The organism is Paraburkholderia sp. RAU6.4a, from assembly GCF_050435625.1.
Lineage (GTDB): Bacteria > Pseudomonadota > Gammaproteobacteria > Burkholderiales > Burkholderiaceae > Paraburkholderia > Paraburkholderia tuberum.
On record NZ_JBNDKQ010000002.1, the window covers coordinates 1,824,879 to 1,842,805 of the forward strand.

The following is a 17,927-nucleotide window of genomic DNA, read 5'->3' on the forward strand; positions in this document are numbered from 1 at the left end:
GCGCCGCCGCGCATGATCCGCACGCGCGGCAGCCTGCGCTTGCATTACCAGCTGAAGCCCTTAGCGTTGCTTTTGTCGATCATCTTCACGTCGACCGGAATCGCTTTCGGCACATTGGCGCCCCACTTCTTCGCGAGCGCGATGCCGAGCGCGATGCGCACCTGGTCGGCCGGGAATTGCGCGGACGTCTCGACGAATTTCGAATTCGGCTTCTGGATCGCGGCGATCGCTTCCGGTGCGCCGTCGACGCTCGTCAGCTTGATGTCCTTGCCCGACGATTCGATCGCCGACAGCGCGCCCATCGAGCCGCCGTCGTTCACGCTGAACACGCCCTTCAGATTCGGATGCGCCTGGATCATGTTCTCGGTGACGGACAACGCGGTCGCGCGTTCCTGCTTGCCGTTCTGCGTATCGACGAGCTTCACGCCCGGCGACTTCGCGAGCGCCGCCTTGCAGCCGCGCACGCGTTCGAGAATCGGCACGACCGGAATGCCGTCGAGAATCGCCACTTCGCCGCTGCCGCCGATCGACTTCGCGAGGTAGTCGCACGCCATCACGCCCGCGTCGTAGTTCTTCGAGCCGACGAACGAATCGACCGGACCGTTCGCGTTCGCATCGACCGCGACCACGACGACGCCCGCCTTCTTCGCCGACATGACCGCCGACTGGATGCCGGTCGAGTCGGTCGGATTGACGAGCAGGATGTCGATCTTCTTTTGCAGCATGTCTTCGACGTCGCTGACCTGCTTGCTGACGTCGTGATGCGCGTCGGTGACGATGACCGTCGCGCCAGTCGACGCGGCCGCGTCGTTCAGCGCTTTCTGCATCGTCACGAAGTACGGGTTGTTCAGTTCCTGGAACGTCATGCCGATTTTCAGCGGCGCGGCCTGCGCGGTCTGCGCGGCCGACACAGCGACTAGCGACAAACCGAACGCGAGCGCGGCGACACGGCGCGCGAACATCATCGAAGGGTTAAGCGAAAGAGTAGACGGCTTCATGGTTGTCTCCATTTTTTGAAGTGAGCACGCCCCGTCGCGCTGTGGGCGCACAGCGCGATCGATGCGTGTTGAAACGCGAGTGGAATAAAGCTGTGAACTACCGGATGGGCACTATGTGACCGGGTACGCGACGCCGCTACGCGACAAGCCCGGCGCGAGCACGATCGCCGGCGCGTTGTCGATGCCCCTGCCATGCGCGGCCGCCTGCTCGGAAGCATCGCGGCTCGCATTGTTCAGTTGCTGATAACGGCGAAACGTCGACGGCGCCATGCCCTTCATCGCAAGAAACTGCCGGTTGAAATTCGACAGGTTGTTGAAGCCCGCCTTGAAGCAGATGTCGGTCACGCTCAGTTCGCCGTCGGTCAGCAACTGGCACGCGAGATTGATGCGCATGCGGTTCACATACTGCACGAACGGCAGCCCGGTATGGCGGCGGAAATAACGCGAAAACGCGCTGACGCTCTGGCCGGCGAGTTGCGCAAGCTCCGACTCGCGCAACTCGTTCGCGAGGTTCTTGCCGATATACGCGAGCACGTGATTGATGCGGGTCGCCGCGAAGCTGGTCGGATCGGCCTGATAAGCGGGACTCGCGAGCGTGTCGCGATCCGGCGCGTTGATCAGGATCTCGAGCATCGACATGAACAGCACGAGCCGGCGCAGCCCGCGCGCCGCGAGCAGTTCGAGAAAGAGCGGCTTGATCTGCGCGGATGTCTCCAGGCCGAACGACAGGCCGCGACGCGCATCGGCGAGCAGCGCCTCGACCTGACGCCACTCCGGAAAACTCTCGAGACAGTTCGATACGAACTCCTGGCCAAACTGCACGACCAGATTGCGCTGCGCGACGCTCTCGCCTTCGGGCACGTCGCTGACCCAGTTGTGCGGCAGGTTCGGCCCCATCAGCACGAGGTTGCCGGGCGCGAAGCTGCCGATGTGATCGCCGACGAACATCTTGCCGGTCGTCGCGACGATCAGATGGATTTCGTACTCCGGATGAAAGTGCCAGCGCACCGTGCGATACGGATAGCCATGCGACCACACTTTGAACGATTCGTCGTGGCGTACGGCCACGATTTCGAGATCAGGTTGCACTGTCTGCCTCCATGAAGCGGCGCGCGGGAGGCACCGCCGATCTTGATCTTGTAAAGCGAAAAGTAACTGCCAAACGCGTTGGCGACCACTTTAAAAGAAACCGCGGACCGATACTTTTTTGTATTCGGGTTAGCCCCGACGCGTGCGCGGTCAAATTTGATGCAATGCAATATGAGCGGCGCGACTCGTTTTCTCGCCTCGGTTGCTCGCCGCTGCCGCCGGCGCATCGCCCATGCCGCGCTGCGCCATCAAAAGCCCGCCCCCTTGCCTTGACTTTCGTTTCTCCGGGTACGATCATTCGCTCACATACAGAGCAAATGCTCTGCACGCACAGAACGCGCGCCGCGAGCGCCGCGGACAAGTTTTTGGAGACACAACATGAACAGCGGGCAAGGCAGCGGCGCGGCCGCACACGTGATCCTGCACATCGGCGCGGGATCGTTTCATCGCGCGCATCAGGCGTGGTATCTGCACCGGCTGAACGAAGCGAGCACGGCCGGCGAGCCGCGCTGGTCGCTGAGCGTGGGCAATATCCGCGGCGACATGAACCCGGTGCTCGAAGCGCTCGCCGCGCAGAACGGCGTCTACACGCTCGAAACCGTCACGCCGCAAGGCGAGCGCGCCTACGAGACGATCCGCTCGATCGAGCGCGTGCTGCCGTGGAGCGAAAGCCTCGACGGACTGATCGACGCGGGCGCCGATCCGGCTTGCAAGATCATCGCGTTCACCGTGACCGAAGGCGGCTATTACCTCGACGAACACGACCGGCTCGACACCGCGAATGCCGATCTCGCCGCCGACCTCGCCGGCGGCCACACGACGATCTACGGCGCGCTCGCGGCGATTCTCGACGCGCGCGTGAAGCGCGGCGCGGGACCCGTCACGCTGCAGACCTGCGACAACCTGCGCAGCAACGGCGAGCGCTTTCATGCGGGCATGAGCGAGTTTCTCGAACGACGCGGCGCGAACGAACTCGCGCAATGGTTCGACGACAACACGTCATGCCCGTGTTCGATGGTCGATCGCATCACGCCGCGTCCGACGCCCGACGTGCGCGAGCGCGTGAAGGCCGCGACCGGCGTCGACGACGCGAGTCCGGTGATGGGCGAGGCGTTCATCCAGTGGGTGATCGAAGACCGCTTCATCGCGGGACGGCCCGCCTGGGAGAAGGTCGGCGCGGAACTCGTCGATTCGGTGCTGCCGTACGAGGAAGCGAAGATCCGCATTCTCAACGCGACGCATAGCTGCATCGCGTGGGCGGGCACGCTGGTCGGCCTGAACTACATCCACGAAGGCACGCTCGACGCCGACATCCGCCAGTTCGCGTACGACTACGTGACCGAGGACGTGATCCCGTGTCTGACACCGAGTCCGCTCGATCTCGAACGCTATCGCGACATCGTGCTCGAGCGCTTCAGCAACCCGCATATCCTCGACACGAACCAGCGCGTCGCCGCCGATGGCTTCTCGAAGTTGCCCGGCTTCATCGCGCCGACACTCGCCGAATGCTTCGAGCGCGGCGTCACGCCGGCGGCGAGCGCGATGCTGCCCGCGTTGTTCTTCCGCTTTCTGGAACGCTGGCACACGGGCAAGCTGCCCTACGCGTATCAGGACGGCGTGATGGAAGAGCGCGTCGCGCACGCCTTTTTCACGGCGCCCGATCCGCTGCGCGCGTTCGCGGCCGACCGGCTGCTGTGGGGCGGCATGGCGCAGACGCCCGAGCTCGAAGCGGCACTCGCGGGCGCGCTCGCGCGGGTCGACGCATGGCTCGCCGAACGCGGCGCGACTAGCCAGGCTTAATGCGCATGACAGCGCGCGCGATGAACCGCTAAAGTAGCGCATCCCCAACGACGAAGGTTTCGCTCCCATGTACCTTGGCATCGACCTCGGCACGTCCGAAGTGAAAGTTCTGCTGCTCGCCTCCGACGGCCGCGTGATCGGCACCGCAGGCTCGCCGTTCACCGTTTCGCGTCCGCACCAGCGCTGGGCCGAGCAGAATCCCGAAGACTGGTGGGCCGGCACGCGCACGGCGCTCGCCGCGTTGCGCGCGCGTCATCCCGACGAATTCGCGCGGATTCGCGGCATCGGCCTGTCGGGGCAGATGCACGGCGCGGTGCTGCTCGACGCGGAAAACCGCGTGCTGCGGCCCGCGATCCTGTGGAACGACATGCGCAGTGACAAGGAGTGCGCGGAGCTGACCGAGCGCGCGCCGGAACTGCACAGCGTCGCCGGCAATCTGGCGATGCCCGGTTTCACGGCGCCGAAGCTGCTGTGGGTCGCGCGTCACGAGCCGGAGATTTTCGCGAGGACTGCCTGCGTGCTGCTGCCGAAAGACTATCTGCGCCTGCAACTGACGGGCGGCAAGGTGTCCGATCCATCGGACGCGGCCGGCACATTGTGGCTCGACGTCGCGAAACGCGATTGGTCCGATTCGCTGCTCGCTGCCTGCAACATGACGCGCGCGCAGATGCCGGCGCTGCGCGAAGGCAGCGCGCCGGCCGGCACGCTGCTGCCGGAACTCGCGCGCGAATTCGGCCTGCGCGACGACGTGATCGTCGCGGCCGGCGGCGGCGACAACGCGACCAGCGCGATCGGCATCGGCGCGACGCAACCGGGCGACGGCTTCGTGTCGTTGGGCACCTCGGGCGTGCTGTGCGTGGTCGGCGACAGCTTCCGCCCGAACCCGGCCTCCGCCGTGCACGCGTTCTGTCATGCGATCCCGGACCGCTGGCATCAGATGAGCGTGGTGCTGTCGGCGGCGAGCTGTTTGCGCTGGGTCTGCAAGCTGACGTCGACCGACGAGCCGACGCTGCTCGCCGAAATCGAGGCGCTGCCCGCCGAGGCCTTGAGCACCGCGCCGCTCTTTTTGCCGTATCTGTCGGGCGAGCGCACGCCGCACAACGACCCCTATGCGCAAGGCGTATTCTTCGGCATGACTCACGCAACCGACCGCGCGCTGCTCGGCTACGCGGTGCTCGAAGGCGTGACGCTCGCGCTGACCGACGGCCTCGACGCGCTGCGCGCGGCCGGCACCGAGGCGAAGGTGTTGTCGCTGCTCGGCGGCGGCGCACGCAGCGACTACTGGGCCCAGTTGCTCGCCGATGCGCTCGACACCGTCACCGTCAAGCACGGCGGCGGCGAAACCGGCGCGGCACTCGGGGCGGCGCGTCTCGGCTGGCTCGCCGCCGGTGGCGAGCCGGCCACCGTGCTGACCAAGCCGCCTGTCGAAAAGGAGTTCACACCGAATCCGCGCCGCCACGCGCAATTGCGCACCCGGCTCGAAGCGTATCGCGCGCTGTATCGACACGTACGGCCGCTGTTCGATCCCGCGCGCGCACCGCTCGCCTGAGCGTCGACCGCGGCCGGCCCGCGCGACAGACGCGCCGCCGGCCGCTATCATCGGCGCACTTCAACCGAAACCTCATCGTGCCCAGGTCCACAGAAAAACTCGATCTCGCCACACGCGCCGCGTGGCTTTATTACGTCGCGGGCAATACCCAGAACGAAATTGCCGAGAAGCTGCAGGTATCGCGGCCGGTCGCGCAGCGGCTCGTCGCGTTCGCGGTCGAAAAGAACCTGATCCGCGTGCGGGTCGATCACAAGCTCGCTGATTGCCTGTCGCTCGCCGATCAGCTGTCGAAGCGCTATGGCCTCAGCCTATGCGAGATCGTGCCGATCGACGGCGATACGCCCGAGGAAGTCAACCGCAAGCTTGCGGTGGCCGGCGCGCAGGTGATGGAGCGCTATCTGAGCGAGGAAAAGCCGATGGTCGTCGCGGTCAGCAGCGGCCGCACGCTGAAGGCCGCGGTCGATCAGATCGCGCAGCTTGACCGTCCGCAGCATCGGCTGGTATCGATGGTCGGCGCGATCGCGCAGGACGGCTCCTCGAACCGTTACGACGTCGCGCTGCACATTTCCGAAAAGACCGGGGGCAAGCATTTTCTGCTGCCCGCGCCGCTGCTCGCCGACAGCGAGGCCGAGCGCGCGCAGTGGTGCAATCACCGTCTCTATCGGATCGTCGAATCGCTGTCGGCGCAGGCCGATGTCGCGTTCGTCGGCATCGGCAACATTGGGATGACCTGTCCGTTGCACGAGGACGGCTTCATCACGGAAGGCGAGGTGAACGAGCTGATGCACAACGGCGCGGTCGCCGAAATGCTCGGCCTGCCGATCGATGCGGCCGGCGCACACGTCGAATCGCCGACCGGCCGACGCGTAACGAGCATCGCGCTCGACACGCCGCCACGCCGGCCGACCATCGGCTTCGCGGGCGGGCTGCGCAAGCGCGAGGCGCTGATCGCGGTGCTCAAGGGGGGGTGGTTGTCGGGGCTCGTGACCGACGAGGTGTGCGCGCGGGCGGCGTTGGAGGCGTGAGTTTCGAATGCGTGCCGGTCGCGCTCTATCGCGTCAACGCCCGCAAGCACCGCTCACGCTTGACGATCTGCAGTGCGTGCCTTTGACACGCATGATTCTTTCAACGCAAGGCATAAAAAAGCGCCCGCAGAAGAAGCGTGCCTTCTGTTTAATCTATCCAGAGCGATTGTCTACTCGCTTGCCAAATCAGTCTTCATCTTCAAGCCAGATACAGAAATATTGACCATCTCCACTACTTATCACAGTACCCGAATCAAATGTCGATTCCCTGCCTGTAGCGCCGTTATGACGAAACAGTCACGGCGAGCATCATGCTGCGGCTATTCCTGCTTGATGCAGAACGGGTCTCGTGCATCGGGCTACGGAAAATTCGGAGTCGTCCGAATCTTGAGAGACGGTCCGCACGGCAGCATCGGAACCCCATAAAAACATCAGAGGGGTTCGATATGCCCGGTGCAGATAATGCCGACGGAGTGAAGGTTGTACTGAGCGCTCCGCAACTCGCGGCCGTGCTATCCCGCCAGTCGATCAGCCAGACCGAGATGCTTTCCAACCGGCTTTGGGGCGGGTTACAGCTCGTCGGCGGCGTGCTGGAAATGGTCGGTGCGGGTGCGCTGTGCGTTTTGCCCGACCCGACGATGGCGAGCAAAGCCGGGTGTGTCGTGTTCGGGGTACATGGTTCGGACTCGGCGGCGGCGGGCCTGCGGCAGGTCTGGACTGGTCAGGATACGGCCACGCTGACCCAGCAGGGCACGACGAAACTCGCTGAAGCGATGAAGGCGAGCCCCGACATGGCGAACAATATCGGCCTGTCGCTCGATATCGCCGTGCCATTCGGCTTTGCCGGCTCGATCAAGGCGGCACGCGCTGCGCGCGTCACGATGGGCCGGATCAACCTGGACATGCATGAGGCGAAGGCGGGCAGCCGGATCGGTGGACATACGCTCTTGAAACATGTCGGACGGACCGAAGCGCAGTTGCGGGAAAGATTGGTAAATGAGCCGAAGCGGAAAATCGTGTCGTCGTTCACAAGCCGCGGGACTGCGGAATGGGCTATATCGGAAGTTATGTCTTCAAACGTAGGTAGAATCCGCACGTGGGCGCAGAATCCGACGCGAGATATTACTCTCACACTGATTAAGCACGTCGCGGGTGACGTTGGATATGGGATATCGAGGGCAACAGGAAAGCTAACGAAGATGAACAGGGTTACAGTCTTTCTAAAGTACGAACCCTATAATGGCATGTCATATTACGTGCTTACCGCTTACATTGACTGAAGGGAAACGATGTCGCCCGAACGCTACCCGGCGATGCGCCGCATATTCCACGTGTATTTTGGTCAGGATTTTGACCTGTTTGGCGAAACCATTGCTGAAATCGTGGCTTGTTACAAGAAGGACAGTCCCCACACATATTCAGATTTGATTCGTGAAATCAATTCGTTCATGGATGAGCACTCGACCGATCTGGATTCTGCGTTCGAAACAAGCTATGGAGCGGGTTTTGATCCGACACTGTGGGGACACACCACCGAGTCTTTTCTTAATGAACTTAAGCGTCTCATGAGCGAGTAACCTCGTTTTCCCCGAACCGGACGACTCCCCGCCGTCCGGTAGGTTTTTCGTGCGTTCGTTTCACCTTGGCAAGCGAACGCGCCTAACACCTTCCACGGACAGCGCCTTGCGTGCGCCGCCTGCTTATGCAATGCGTCATCGCGCGATCACGCCGCCAGCACCTCAACAATCTTGCGCTGGAACGCCTTGCCTTCGCTATCAAACAGATGGCAATGCTCGGGCGTCGCGCCGAGCTTCTGCGTATTGCCCTTCGCATGCCGTTCGAGCGGCGGAATCCGCGCGATCAAACCCTCGGGCGCGACGCTCGACTCCGCGTACAGATACGCGGCATCGCCGAGCGATTCGACCGTCATCGTGCGTGCCTCGATACCATCCTCGGTCGTGCTGACGTGCAGATGCTCGGGGCGGATGCCGACCGTCACCTTGTCGCCCTGCTTGGCCGCGCCCGGCTCGACCAACACGCGCTGCGTCTCGCCGGTCTCGTAACGCACCGAGAGGCCGTCATGCGACACCGACTGCACGACGCCTTCCATGAAGTTCATCTTCGGCGAGCCGATGAAGCCGGCCACGAAGCGGTTCGCCGGCGCGTGATACAGCATCGTCGGACTGCCGACCTGCTCCAGATTGCCCGCCGACAACACGACGATCTTGTCGGCCAAAGTCATCGCCTCGACCTGGTCGTGCGTCACGTAGATCATCGTCGTCTTCAGCTCGTCGTGCAGGCGCGCGAACTCGAGGCGCATCTTCACGCGCAGCGCGGCGTCGAGATTCGACAGCGGCTCGTCGAACAGGAACACCTTCGGCTTGCGCGTGATCGCGCGGCCGATCGCGACACGCTGACGCTGCCCGCCCGACAGCTGCTTCGGCTTGCGATCGAGCAGATGGTCGATGTGCAGGATCTTCGCCGCGTTGCGCACGGCTGAGTCGATCTCCGGCTTCTTCGCGCCGGCGAGCTTCAGGCCGAACGCCATGTTGTCGTACAGCGTCATGTGCGGATACAGCGCGTACGACTGGAACACCATCGCGATGCCGCGCTTGGCCGGCGGCACGTCGTTCATGCGCACGGCGTCGATGTTCAGATCGCCGCCCGTGATGTCCTCGAGGCCCGCGATCATCCGCATCAGGGTCGATTTGCCGCAACCGCTCGGCCCGACGAACACGACGAACTCGCCATCGGCGATGTCGAGATTGATGTCGCGCATCACTTCGTTGTCGTCGTAGGCCTTTCTGATGTCGCGCAAGGTTACGCTTGCCATGATGTGTCTCCGTGTAATGCTGTTCGATGCTGCTCGTTACTTCGTGCTGCTACCTGATGCCGTGTCGTGTCGCGTGCATTCGTGCGCTCATGGCGCCGCGGCCGTCGCGGAGAGCGTCCATTGCGCGACGAGGTCGGGCAACTGCCGCATGTCCTCGAACACATGACGCGCGCCCGCCGCGTGCAATCGATCGATCTGCGCATCGCTCGCATGACCGCCGCCGATAAACCCCAGCACCGCCATGCCCGCCGTGGCCGCCGCCGTGACGCCGGTCACGCTGTCCTCGACGACGAGGCACGCACCCGGCGCGAGCCCGAAGCCTTGCGCCGCCGCCAGGTACACGTCCGGCGCGGGCTTCGGATTCGGCACCGCATCGGCGCAGAACAGCCGCTCGCCGAAGAAACGCTTCAGGCCCGTGCGCGCCAGCACCGTCTCGACGTAGGGCCGGAAGCTATTGCTCGCGCAGCCTTTGACGAGCGGCACCTGGGTCAGCGCCATCTCGATGCCATCGACGGCGGGCGCCTCGATCGCCGCCGCTTCGACCGCGCGGCGGATCGCATCGATATCGTCGGCGCCGAGTTGTTTGCCGAGCTGAGTCGCGGTGTCCTGCAACACGCGCTCGATGCGCAGCCCGAGCAGCGGCAGCACGACCGGCGCGGCGTCGATGCCGGGCCAGCGCGCCTCGAGTTCGCGCACCAGCATGCGCGCGGCCACCGCTTCGCTGTCGATCAGCACGCCGTCGCAATCGCAGATCAACGCATAGCGCACGATGCCCGGGCCAGCCGTCATTTGACGGCCCCGAACGTGAGCCCGCGCACCAACTGCTTCTGCGACAGCCAGCCGACGATCAGGATCGGCGCGACCGCCAGCAACGAAGCGGCCGACAACTTGGCCCAGAACAAACCTTCAGGACTCGAATACGACGCGATGAACACGGTCAGCGGCGCCGCGTTCGAGCTCGACAGGTTGATGCTCCAGAACGCCTCGTTCCACGCCAGGATCACGAGCAACAGCGCGGTCGACGCGAGCCCGGGCAGCGCCATCGGCATCAGCAGATAGACGATCTCCTGCCACGTCGCCGCGCCGTCGATGCGCCCGGCTTCGAGAATGTCGCGCGGAATCTCGGCGAAGTACGTGAACGCCATCCAGACCGCGATCGGCAGATTGATCAGCGTGTAGACGATGATCAGGCCCGACACGGTATCCAGAAGGCCGGTGTTTTTCCACAGCAGATAGATCGGCACCAGCACGCCGACCGACGGCATCATCTTCGTCGACAGCATCCACAGCAGCACTTTCTGCGTGCGGCGCGTCGGGAAGAACGCCATCGCGTACGCGCACGGCACCGCGAGGATCAGGCACAGCAGTGTGACGCCGACCGAGATCAGTATCGAGTTCCACGCGAACGCGAAGTAGTTGCTGCGCGCGAACACCTCGCGGAAGCTGTCGAGCGTCGGCACGAAAAACAGCGACGACGCATAGGCCTGCTGCTCGGTCTTGAACGCGGTGATCGTCATCCAGAAGATCGGGAAGAACAGCAGCAGCGCGACGAGCCACGCGATCACGCCGGGAATGCCGCGACGAATCGTGTCGAACGGCGATTTGGTCGGCACCGCGACCGGCTGCGACGTCGATGCCGTAGTGGAGGCAACGTGGCTCATTTTTCGTACTCCCCTTTCAGGTTCTTCGCGAGCATCCGCACGAGGAAGATCGACACGATATTGGCCAGCACGACCGCGAGAATACCGCCCGCCGAGGCGAGACCGACGTCGAACTGTTGCAGGCCCAGCGCGAAGATCAGGTACGACAGGGTGGTGGTCGCGTTGCCCGGACCGCCGGCCCGTGGTCGTATAGATCTCGGCGAAGATCGACAGCAGGAAAATCGTCTCCATCATCACGACGACCGCGATCGCACGTCGCAGGTGCGGCAGCGTGATGTAGAAGAACATCGAGAACGGACCGGCGCCGTCGATCTTCGCGGCTTCCTTCTGCTCCTGATCGAGCGACTGGATCGACGTGAACAGGATCAGGAACGCGAACGGCAGCCACTGCCACGCGACGATCATGATCACCGCGGTGAGCGGATAGTCGGCGAACCAGTCGATCGGCTGCATGCCGAGCGCGCGCATGCCCTGCGCGACGAGGCCGTACACCGGGTGCAGGATCATGTTCTTCCAGATCAACGCGCTGACCGTCGGCATCACGAAGAACGGGCCGATCGCGAGCAGGCGTGCCACGCCCTGCCCGTAGAACTTGCGATCGAACAGGATCGCCATCAGCACGCCGCCGCCCACGGTGATCACGAGCACCCACACGATCAGCTCGATCGTATGCGCGATCGACGGACCGAACGACGGATCGGTCGCGAGATAGCGGTAGTTGTCGAAGCCGGCGAAGCCGCGCAGATCGGGATTGAGCAGGTTGTAGTGCGAGAACGAGAACCAGATCGTCATCGCGAGCGGAATGACCATCCACAGCACGAGCACGCCGACCGACGGCGCCACGAGCCAGCGGGCCGAATTGGCCTTACGCTCCTCGCGTTCTTTTTCTGTCTGGGGATGGGTTTGCATCAGAGGTAGGCGCAAAGGACGCATGATGGACCACCTGTTCGGTAATGCGCGGAGCGTTCGCCGGAGCCGCGTATGTGCGACGCGGCGTGCCGTGCCTGAATGGCGCACGACACGCGCCGCATCGCATCGGGCGCAGACGAACGGCCGCCCTGCTGCATGAGCCGCATCGGTCGATGCGGCGGGCCTGCCGGGTTACTTCTGATAACCCGCCTGCTTGACCGCGCGATTCGCGGCCGCGTTGCCGGCCGCGAGTGCCTGGTCGACCGTCATCTGACCGGCGATCGCGCCGGAGATGCTCTGCCCGACCACCGTGCCGAACGACTGGAATTCGGGAATTCCGACGAACTGCACACCCGTGTACGGGACCGGCTTCAAGGTCGGATGATCCGGGTCGGCGGTCTGGATCGCCTTTAGCACGAAGTCGCCGAACGGCGCGGCCTGCTTGTACTCGGGGCGCGCGTAGGTGGACTCGCGCGTGCCCGGCGGCACCGAGGCCCAGCCCTCATCCTTCGCGACCATTTCAATGTACTCCTTCGAGGTCGACCACTCGATGAACTTCTTCGCCGCATCTTGCTGCTTCGACGACTTCGGAATCGCGAGCGCCCACGCCCACAGCCAGTGCGAGCCCTTCGGCGTGACCTCGATCGGCGCGGCCGCGAAGCCCACCTTGTCGGCGATCTGCGACTGCTGCTTGTTGTAGAGCATGCCGGCCGCGACCGTCGCGTCGATCCACATCGCGCACTTGCCCGACGACATCAGCGTCAGGTTTTCGTTGAAGCCGTTCGAGCTCGCTCCCGGAGGACCGTCCTTCCTCAGCAGATCGACGTAGAACGTTATCGCCTTCTTCCATTCCGGCGAGGTCAGCTGCGCGTTCCACTTCTCGTCGAACCAGCGGCCGCCGAAGGTGTTCACGACCGTCGTGGCGTACGCCATGTTCTCGCCCCAGCCCGCCTTGCCGCGCAGGCAGATGCCGTATTGCTCCTTGGACTTGTCGGTGAGCTTGTCGGCGAATTGGGCGATCTGGTCGTAGGTCGGCTGGTCGGGCATCTTCAGACCGGCCTTGTCGAACAGATCCTTGCGGTAATAGGTCATCGAGCTTTCGACGTAGAACGGCAGCGCGTACAGCTGGCCGTTCGCGGACAGGCCGTCGCGGGCCGTCTTCACGACGTCGTTGAGGTCATAGCTCGCCGGCAGGTTCGTGATCGGCGCGAGCCAGCCGCGCTTGCCCCATTGCGGCGTTTCATACGCGCCGATCGTCATTACGTCGAACTGGCCGCTGCCGGTCGTGATGTCGGTCGTCGCGCGCTGACGCAGCACGTTTTCCTCGAGGATCACCCAGTTCAGCTTGATGTCCGGATTCGCTTTTTCGAACGCGGGCGACAGCTTCTTCAACTCGATCATGTCCGGATTGTTCAGCGTCGCGATCGTCACCGTCGCCGCCGATGCGCTCAGCGCGAAGCAGGTGGCCGCGCCGGCACCGGCCGCCTTCAGCACGAATTTGAAAGCTGGTTTCATCGTTGTCTCCTTTCTCGTACGTTATGTGATGCTGCGTTCGTTTGACGGAATGACGCGCCGCTCGGAGCAGTCAACGTGCCCGCTCCCTGCTCTTTATTCAGCTCATCCAGTTGCCGCCGTCGACGTTCAGCGTCTGCGCGGTGATGTAGTCGGCATCGGCCGACGCGAGGAACAGCGCGGCGCCGGTCAGGTCGTCGGGCACGCCCATGCGGCCGAGCGGCACGGCCTCGCCGACGAGGCGCTTCTTCTCGCCGAGCGGCCGGTTCTCGTAGCGCGCGAACAGCGCGTCGACCTCGTTCCACATCGGCGTGTCGACGACGCCCGGCGCGATGCCGTTCACATTGATCTTATGCGGCGCGAGCGCGAGCGCCGCGGACTGCGTATAGCTCAACACCGCCGCCTTGGTCGCGCAGTAGTGCGACACGAGCGCCTCGCCGCGGCGCCCGGCCTGCGACGACATGTTGATGATCTTGCCGCCGCGGCCCTGCTCGACCATCTGCCGCGCGACCGCCTGCATCAGGAAGAACATGCCCTTCACGTTGACCGCGAACAGGCGGTCGAACACGTCCCAGGATTCGTCGAGGAGCGGGCGCATGTCGAACAGCGCCGCATTGTTGAACAGGATGTCGATCTGGCCGAAGCAGCCGAGCGTGCTCGTGACGATGCGCTCGATGTCCTCGCGGCGCCGGACGTCGGCGCTGACGCTCAACACGCGCTCGCCGTAGATGCCGCGCAGCGCGCCGCCGAGGCTGTCGGTCGGCTTCACGTCGACCAGCACGCAGCGCGCGCCCTCGTCGAGATAGCGCAGGGCTACCGCTTCACCGATACCGCTGGCCGCGCCCGTCAGAATGGCGACTTTGTCCTGCAATCGTGCCACTGCCTGTCTCCGCTTCGTTTTTACATTTTGGCGCGCGGTGAGCGAACGCTCATCACGCGAACAATTGCTCGGCTAGTGATCGAATGATCGGATACGGACCAGATCATGTCAAGGCACGCGGACGAATTTCGATGGTGCAGCGCGGCAGGAGCAAGCCCATTGCGCCATCGGTCGCCACGACGCGTTCGCTGCGTGCCGCCGTGCGAAGATTCGCACCGCTGACAAAAAATCGCGCTACGTTATATCATTTCGACCTTGCAGCCCGCTCGGGGGCCGCCATGTCAGGAGATTCACGCCGATGACTACCTCGCTCGCCGAACAGCACGCCATGCGGCTCGCGCATGCGGACGCGCACGCCGCGGCGCAGGGGCTCGCGCTGACGCCGCTGCGCCGCCAGGTGTACGCGGCGATCGTCGCGAGCGAGCGGCCGGTCGGCGCGTACGAGTTGCTCGACGCGCTCGCCCCCGAGCGCGGTCGCATGTCGCCGACCACCGTCTATCGCGCGCTCGACTTCCTCGTCGTGCACGGCTTCGTACACCGGATCGAATCGAAGAACGCGTTCGTCGCCTGCTGCGAAATCGGCGTGCCGCATCGCAGCCAGTTCCTGCTGTGCGACGGTTGCGGCGCGACCGTCGAGATTCCCGGCGACGAGCTCGCCGACCGCCTGTCGCACAGCTCACCCGCGCATGGCTTCGAGGTGCATCGTCAGGTGATCGAGCTAAGTGGACTGTGCGGGCCATGTGCGCGAGCGGCGAAGCCTGGCGGCGCCGGCGGCGCAGCAGGCAATTCGTCGTGATCAGAGGCGCGGCGCCGCGCTAAGCACCACCCCGTGCCACCCCGTATTTGGCCTTGCCACCGCGAGTGGCTGATTCAACTCTCACCCAGCAGGAAACAACGATGAAAACAATCGGTTCGATGTTGTCTAGAGCGCACCGCGCGCTGAAGCGTTCGATGTCTGTGCGCACCCATCTGTGCACCTGCCTGCTCGCGATCGCGGCGCTCGGCTTCGGCCACAACGCGTTCGCCGCCGACGCGAAAATTCCGGTCGTCGCCGCGGAGAACTTTTATGGCGACGTGGTCCGGCAACTCGGCGGCGATCGCGTCGACGTGACCAGCATCCTCAGCAACCCGGACCAGGACCCGCATCTGTTCGAAGCGAGCCCGGCCACCGCGCGCGCGTTACAGCATGCGAGCCTCGTCGTCTACAACGGCGCCGACTACGATCCGTGGATGGTGAAGCTGCTGGCCGCGTCGAAAGGCGCGCATCGCACGGTGATCATCGCGGCCGACCTCGTCGGCAAAAAAGGCGGCGACAATCCGCACCTGTGGTACGACCCGGCGACGATGCCGAAAGTCGCGCGCGCGGTCTGCGACGCACTCAGCGCTGCTGACCCGGCGCACAAGCCGGCGTACGATGCGAACCTCGCGAAGTTTCTCGATTCGCTGAAGCCGATCGACGCGAAGGTCGCCGAGCTGCACGGCCGCTATGCGGGCTTGCCGGTCACGGCGACCGAGCCGGTGTTCGGCTATATGTCTGACGCGATTGGCCTCGCCATGCGCAACCAGCGCTTCCAGCTCGCCACGATGAACGACACCGAAGCGAGCGCGGCCGATATCGCCGCGTTCGAACGCGATCTGCGCGAGCGGCGCGTGCGCGTGCTGATCTATAACAGCCAGGCCACCGAGGCGCTGACCAAACGCATGCTGAAGCTCGCGCAACAATCGAAGGTACCGACGATGAGCGTCACCGAAACCCTGCCGCCCGGCAAGACCTATCAGACGTGGATGCTGACGCAGCTCGATGCGTTGCAGAAAGCGCTCGCGGCGGGTGACACGAACGGCGCGATCGGCGCGACCAGCGCGAGCGCGAAAGGCAAGGCTCCATGATTCCGACTGGCCATCAAACGCCAGCAGGTGCGCAATCAGGCGCACCCACCGCGCGCGGCGACCGGCCCGTGCTCGAACTCGACAACGTGACGCTCGATCTGGGCGGCCGCACGATCCTGCGCGATACCAGCTTCGTCGTGAACCAGGGCGAGTTCATCGGCGTGCTCGGGCCCAACGGCGCGGGCAAGACGACGCTGATGCGCGCGGTGCTCGGCCTCGTGCCGGCCGTGGGCGGCGCGATCCGCGTGCTCGGGCAGACGGTCGAGCGCGGCAACGCGTCGATCGGCTATATGCCGCAGACGCGCAGCGCGCTCGCCGGCCGTCGCGTGCGCGGCCGCGATCTGGTCGCGATGGCAGCCGATGGTCATCGCTGGGGCTTGCCGCATGCGGATGCAAAAACGCGCGCGGACGTCGATCGGGTGCTCGAGCTCGTCGGCGGGACGACTCTGTCGAAGCGGCCACTGTCGGAGTTGTCGGGCGGCGAACGGCAGCGGCTCCTGCTCGCGCAATGCCTGCTCGGCAATCCGAAACTGCTGCTGCTCGATGAACCGTTGATCAGTCTCGATCCGCATCACCAGAAGAGCGTCGTCGAACTGGTGCGGCGCGTGCAGCAGGAGCTCGGCATCGCGGTGCTGTTCTCCGCGCACGAACTCAATCCGCTGCTGAACTCGATCGATCGCGTGCTGTATCTCGGCAGCGGCGTCGCGGCGCTCGGCACCGTCGACGAAGTGATCACACGGCCGGTGCTGTCGCGTCTGTACGGCTCGCCGATCGACGTGATGCGCGTGAACGGCCGCATCTTCGTGATGTCGGGCGGCGTCGAAGTCGAGAAGCACGATCACGGGCACGAACACGACGAGGACGGCGGACATACGCATTCGCACAGCCACTCACACAGTCATCCAGACCCGCAAGACTCACGCGACGGACACACGCACGATGTTTGAATACGATTTCATGGTGAACGCCTTCGCGGCCTCGGGGATCGTCGCGGTGCTGGCAGGCGTGGTCGGCTATTTTCTCGTGATGCGCGGACAGACGTTCGCGGGCCACGCGCTGTCGCACGTCGGCTTCACCGGCGCGACCGGCGCGGTGCTGATCGGCATCTCGCCTCTCTGGGGGATGATCGGCTTCACGCTCGCGGCCGGTGTGGGCATGGGCGCGCTCGGCGAGCGGCTCGCCGGCCGCGACGTCGCGATCGGCGTAATCCTTTCCTTGTCGCTCGGCTTTGGGCTGCTGTTTCTGCATTTCTTCACCGCCTACGCGACGCAGGTGACGGCGCTGCTGTTTGGCAACGTGCTCGGCGTGAATGCAGCGACGCTCGGTGTGCTCGCGGCGTTGGGCGTCGTCAGTCTGGCCGCGCTCGCGGCCATCATGCGGCCGCTGCTGTTCGCGTCGCTGCAACCGGAGCTGGCCGAAGCGAAGGGCGTGTCGCTGCGCCGCGTGTCGGTGCTGTTTCTCGCGATCGCCGCGCTGGCCGTCGCCGCTTGCACGCAGATCGTCGGCGTGCTGCTCGTGTTCACGCTGATGGTGGGGCCGGCCGCCGCCGCGCAGAACCTGAGCACGCGGCTGTCGACGGGTCTCGTGCTCGCGGCCGTGTTCGCGCTCGCGCAGGCGTGGCTCGGGCTGACGCTCGCGTTCTATACCGATTGCCCGACGAGCTTCTGGATCACCGCGCTGTCGGCGGTGGTGTATGGCGGGAGTCTGTTGAAGCGGCATTGAGCGGCGCTTACGCCGATCAAATGAAAAAACGGCGGCACATGAAGTGCCGCCGTTTTTTTTGC

16 protein-coding genes and 1 pseudogene are annotated in these 17,927 nt (G+C 64.5%); 9 read left to right on the plus strand and 8 right to left on the minus strand.

Going from position 1 to position 17,927, the window contains the following annotated elements; genetic code table 11:
- Positions 1-44: 44 nt before the first annotated feature.
- Both OKW40_RS13165 and OKW40_RS13170 read right to left on the minus strand, forming a co-directional pair.
- Positions 45-998: a substrate-binding domain-containing protein gene (locus OKW40_RS13165; RefSeq protein WP_184051485.1), complete on the minus strand. Its 954-nt coding sequence runs from the start codon at positions 996-998 to the stop codon at positions 45-47.
- Between the two features lie 111 nt (positions 999-1,109).
- Positions 1,110-2,087: an AraC family transcriptional regulator gene (locus tag OKW40_RS13170; RefSeq protein WP_429490100.1), complete on the minus strand. Its 978-nt coding sequence runs from the start codon at positions 2,085-2,087 to the stop codon at positions 1,110-1,112.
- Between the two features lie 378 nt (positions 2,088-2,465).
- Here OKW40_RS13170 and dalD point away from each other — a divergent pair, with 378 nt between their 5' ends.
- The 5 genes from dalD to OKW40_RS13195 all read left to right on the plus strand — a co-directional run bounded on the left by dalD (position 2,466) and on the right by OKW40_RS13195 (position 8,038).
- On the plus strand, positions 2,466-3,887 hold the full coding sequence (gene dalD, locus OKW40_RS13175; protein WP_429490102.1) for a D-arabinitol 4-dehydrogenase: 1,422 nt from the start codon (positions 2,466-2,468) through the stop codon (positions 3,885-3,887).
- A gap of 67 nt (positions 3,888-3,954) precedes the next feature.
- A complete protein-coding gene (gene xylB / locus OKW40_RS13180; protein WP_429490104.1) occupies positions 3,955-5,436 on the plus strand; it encodes a xylulokinase in 1,482 nt (493 codons plus the stop codon).
- 77 nt (positions 5,437-5,513) lie between these two features.
- Complete coding sequence (locus OKW40_RS13185) at positions 5,514-6,461, plus strand: sugar-binding transcriptional regulator (protein WP_429490106.1); 948 nt, start codon at positions 5,514-5,516, stop codon at positions 6,459-6,461.
- A gap of 446 nt (positions 6,462-6,907) precedes the next feature.
- Positions 6,908-7,741, plus strand: coding sequence for an RNase A-like domain-containing protein (locus tag OKW40_RS13190; protein ID WP_184058612.1), 834 nt, complete (start codon positions 6,908-6,910; stop codon positions 7,739-7,741).
- A gap of 9 nt (positions 7,742-7,750) precedes the next feature.
- Entirely contained in the window at positions 7,751-8,038 is a 288-nt protein-coding gene (locus OKW40_RS13195) for a contact-dependent growth inhibition system immunity protein (RefSeq protein ID WP_184058273.1), read from the plus strand.
- A gap of 146 nt (positions 8,039-8,184) precedes the next feature.
- Here the strand turns inward: OKW40_RS13195 and OKW40_RS13200 are convergent, their stop codons facing one another.
- The 6 genes and pseudogenes from OKW40_RS13200 to OKW40_RS13225 all read right to left on the minus strand — a co-directional run bounded on the left by OKW40_RS13200 (position 8,185) and on the right by OKW40_RS13225 (position 14,256).
- On the minus strand, positions 8,185-9,294 hold the full coding sequence (locus tag OKW40_RS13200; protein ID WP_429490108.1) for an ABC transporter ATP-binding protein: 1,110 nt from the start codon (positions 9,292-9,294) through the stop codon (positions 8,185-8,187).
- An 87-nt stretch (positions 9,295-9,381) separates the two neighbouring features.
- Complete coding sequence (locus OKW40_RS13205) at positions 9,382-10,083, minus strand: HAD family hydrolase (RefSeq protein ID WP_187609898.1); 702 nt, start codon at positions 10,081-10,083, stop codon at positions 9,382-9,384.
- Positions 10,080-10,955 carry a carbohydrate ABC transporter permease gene (locus OKW40_RS13210; RefSeq protein ID WP_429490110.1) on the minus strand — a complete coding sequence of 292 codons (876 nt, stop codon included), beginning with the start codon at positions 10,953-10,955 and terminating at the stop codon, positions 10,080-10,082. The genes OKW40_RS13205 and OKW40_RS13210 overlap by 4 nt, the downstream gene beginning before the upstream one ends.
- Positions 10,952-11,888 (minus strand): annotated as a pseudogene (locus OKW40_RS13215) (carbohydrate ABC transporter permease). The gene OKW40_RS13210 and the pseudogene OKW40_RS13215 overlap by 4 nt, the downstream one beginning before the upstream one ends.
- A 168-nt stretch (positions 11,889-12,056) precedes the next feature.
- Entirely contained in the window at positions 12,057-13,379 is a 1,323-nt protein-coding gene (locus tag OKW40_RS13220) for an ABC transporter substrate-binding protein (protein WP_184058281.1), read from the minus strand.
- Positions 13,380-13,476: 97 nt separating this feature from the next.
- The gene (locus tag OKW40_RS13225; RefSeq protein ID WP_184006440.1) at positions 13,477-14,256 is read right to left on the minus strand and encodes an L-iditol 2-dehydrogenase; all 780 of its coding nucleotides are present in this window, start codon (positions 14,254-14,256) and stop codon (positions 13,477-13,479) included.
- A 298-nt stretch (positions 14,257-14,554) separates the two neighbouring features.
- Here OKW40_RS13225 and OKW40_RS13230 point away from each other — a divergent pair, with 298 nt between their 5' ends.
- The 4 genes from OKW40_RS13230 to OKW40_RS13245 all read left to right on the plus strand — a co-directional run bounded on the left by OKW40_RS13230 (position 14,555) and on the right by OKW40_RS13245 (position 17,865).
- On the plus strand, positions 14,555-15,052 hold the full coding sequence (locus tag OKW40_RS13230) for a Fur family transcriptional regulator (RefSeq protein ID WP_184058283.1): 498 nt from the start codon (positions 14,555-14,557) through the stop codon (positions 15,050-15,052).
- Positions 15,053-15,207: 155 nt separating this feature from the next.
- Complete coding sequence (locus OKW40_RS13235; protein WP_429491969.1) at positions 15,208-16,143, plus strand: metal ABC transporter solute-binding protein; 936 nt, start codon at positions 15,208-15,210, stop codon at positions 16,141-16,143.
- Complete coding sequence (locus tag OKW40_RS13240) at positions 16,140-17,090, plus strand: ABC transporter ATP-binding protein (RefSeq protein ID WP_429490112.1); 951 nt, start codon at positions 16,140-16,142, stop codon at positions 17,088-17,090. The genes OKW40_RS13235 and OKW40_RS13240 overlap by 4 nt, the downstream gene beginning before the upstream one ends.
- Positions 17,083-17,865, plus strand: a complete 783-nt coding sequence (locus OKW40_RS13245; protein ID WP_429404570.1) for a metal ABC transporter permease — start codon at positions 17,083-17,085, stop codon at positions 17,863-17,865. The genes OKW40_RS13240 and OKW40_RS13245 overlap by 8 nt, the downstream gene beginning before the upstream one ends.
- Positions 17,866-17,927 lie beyond the last annotated feature (62 nt).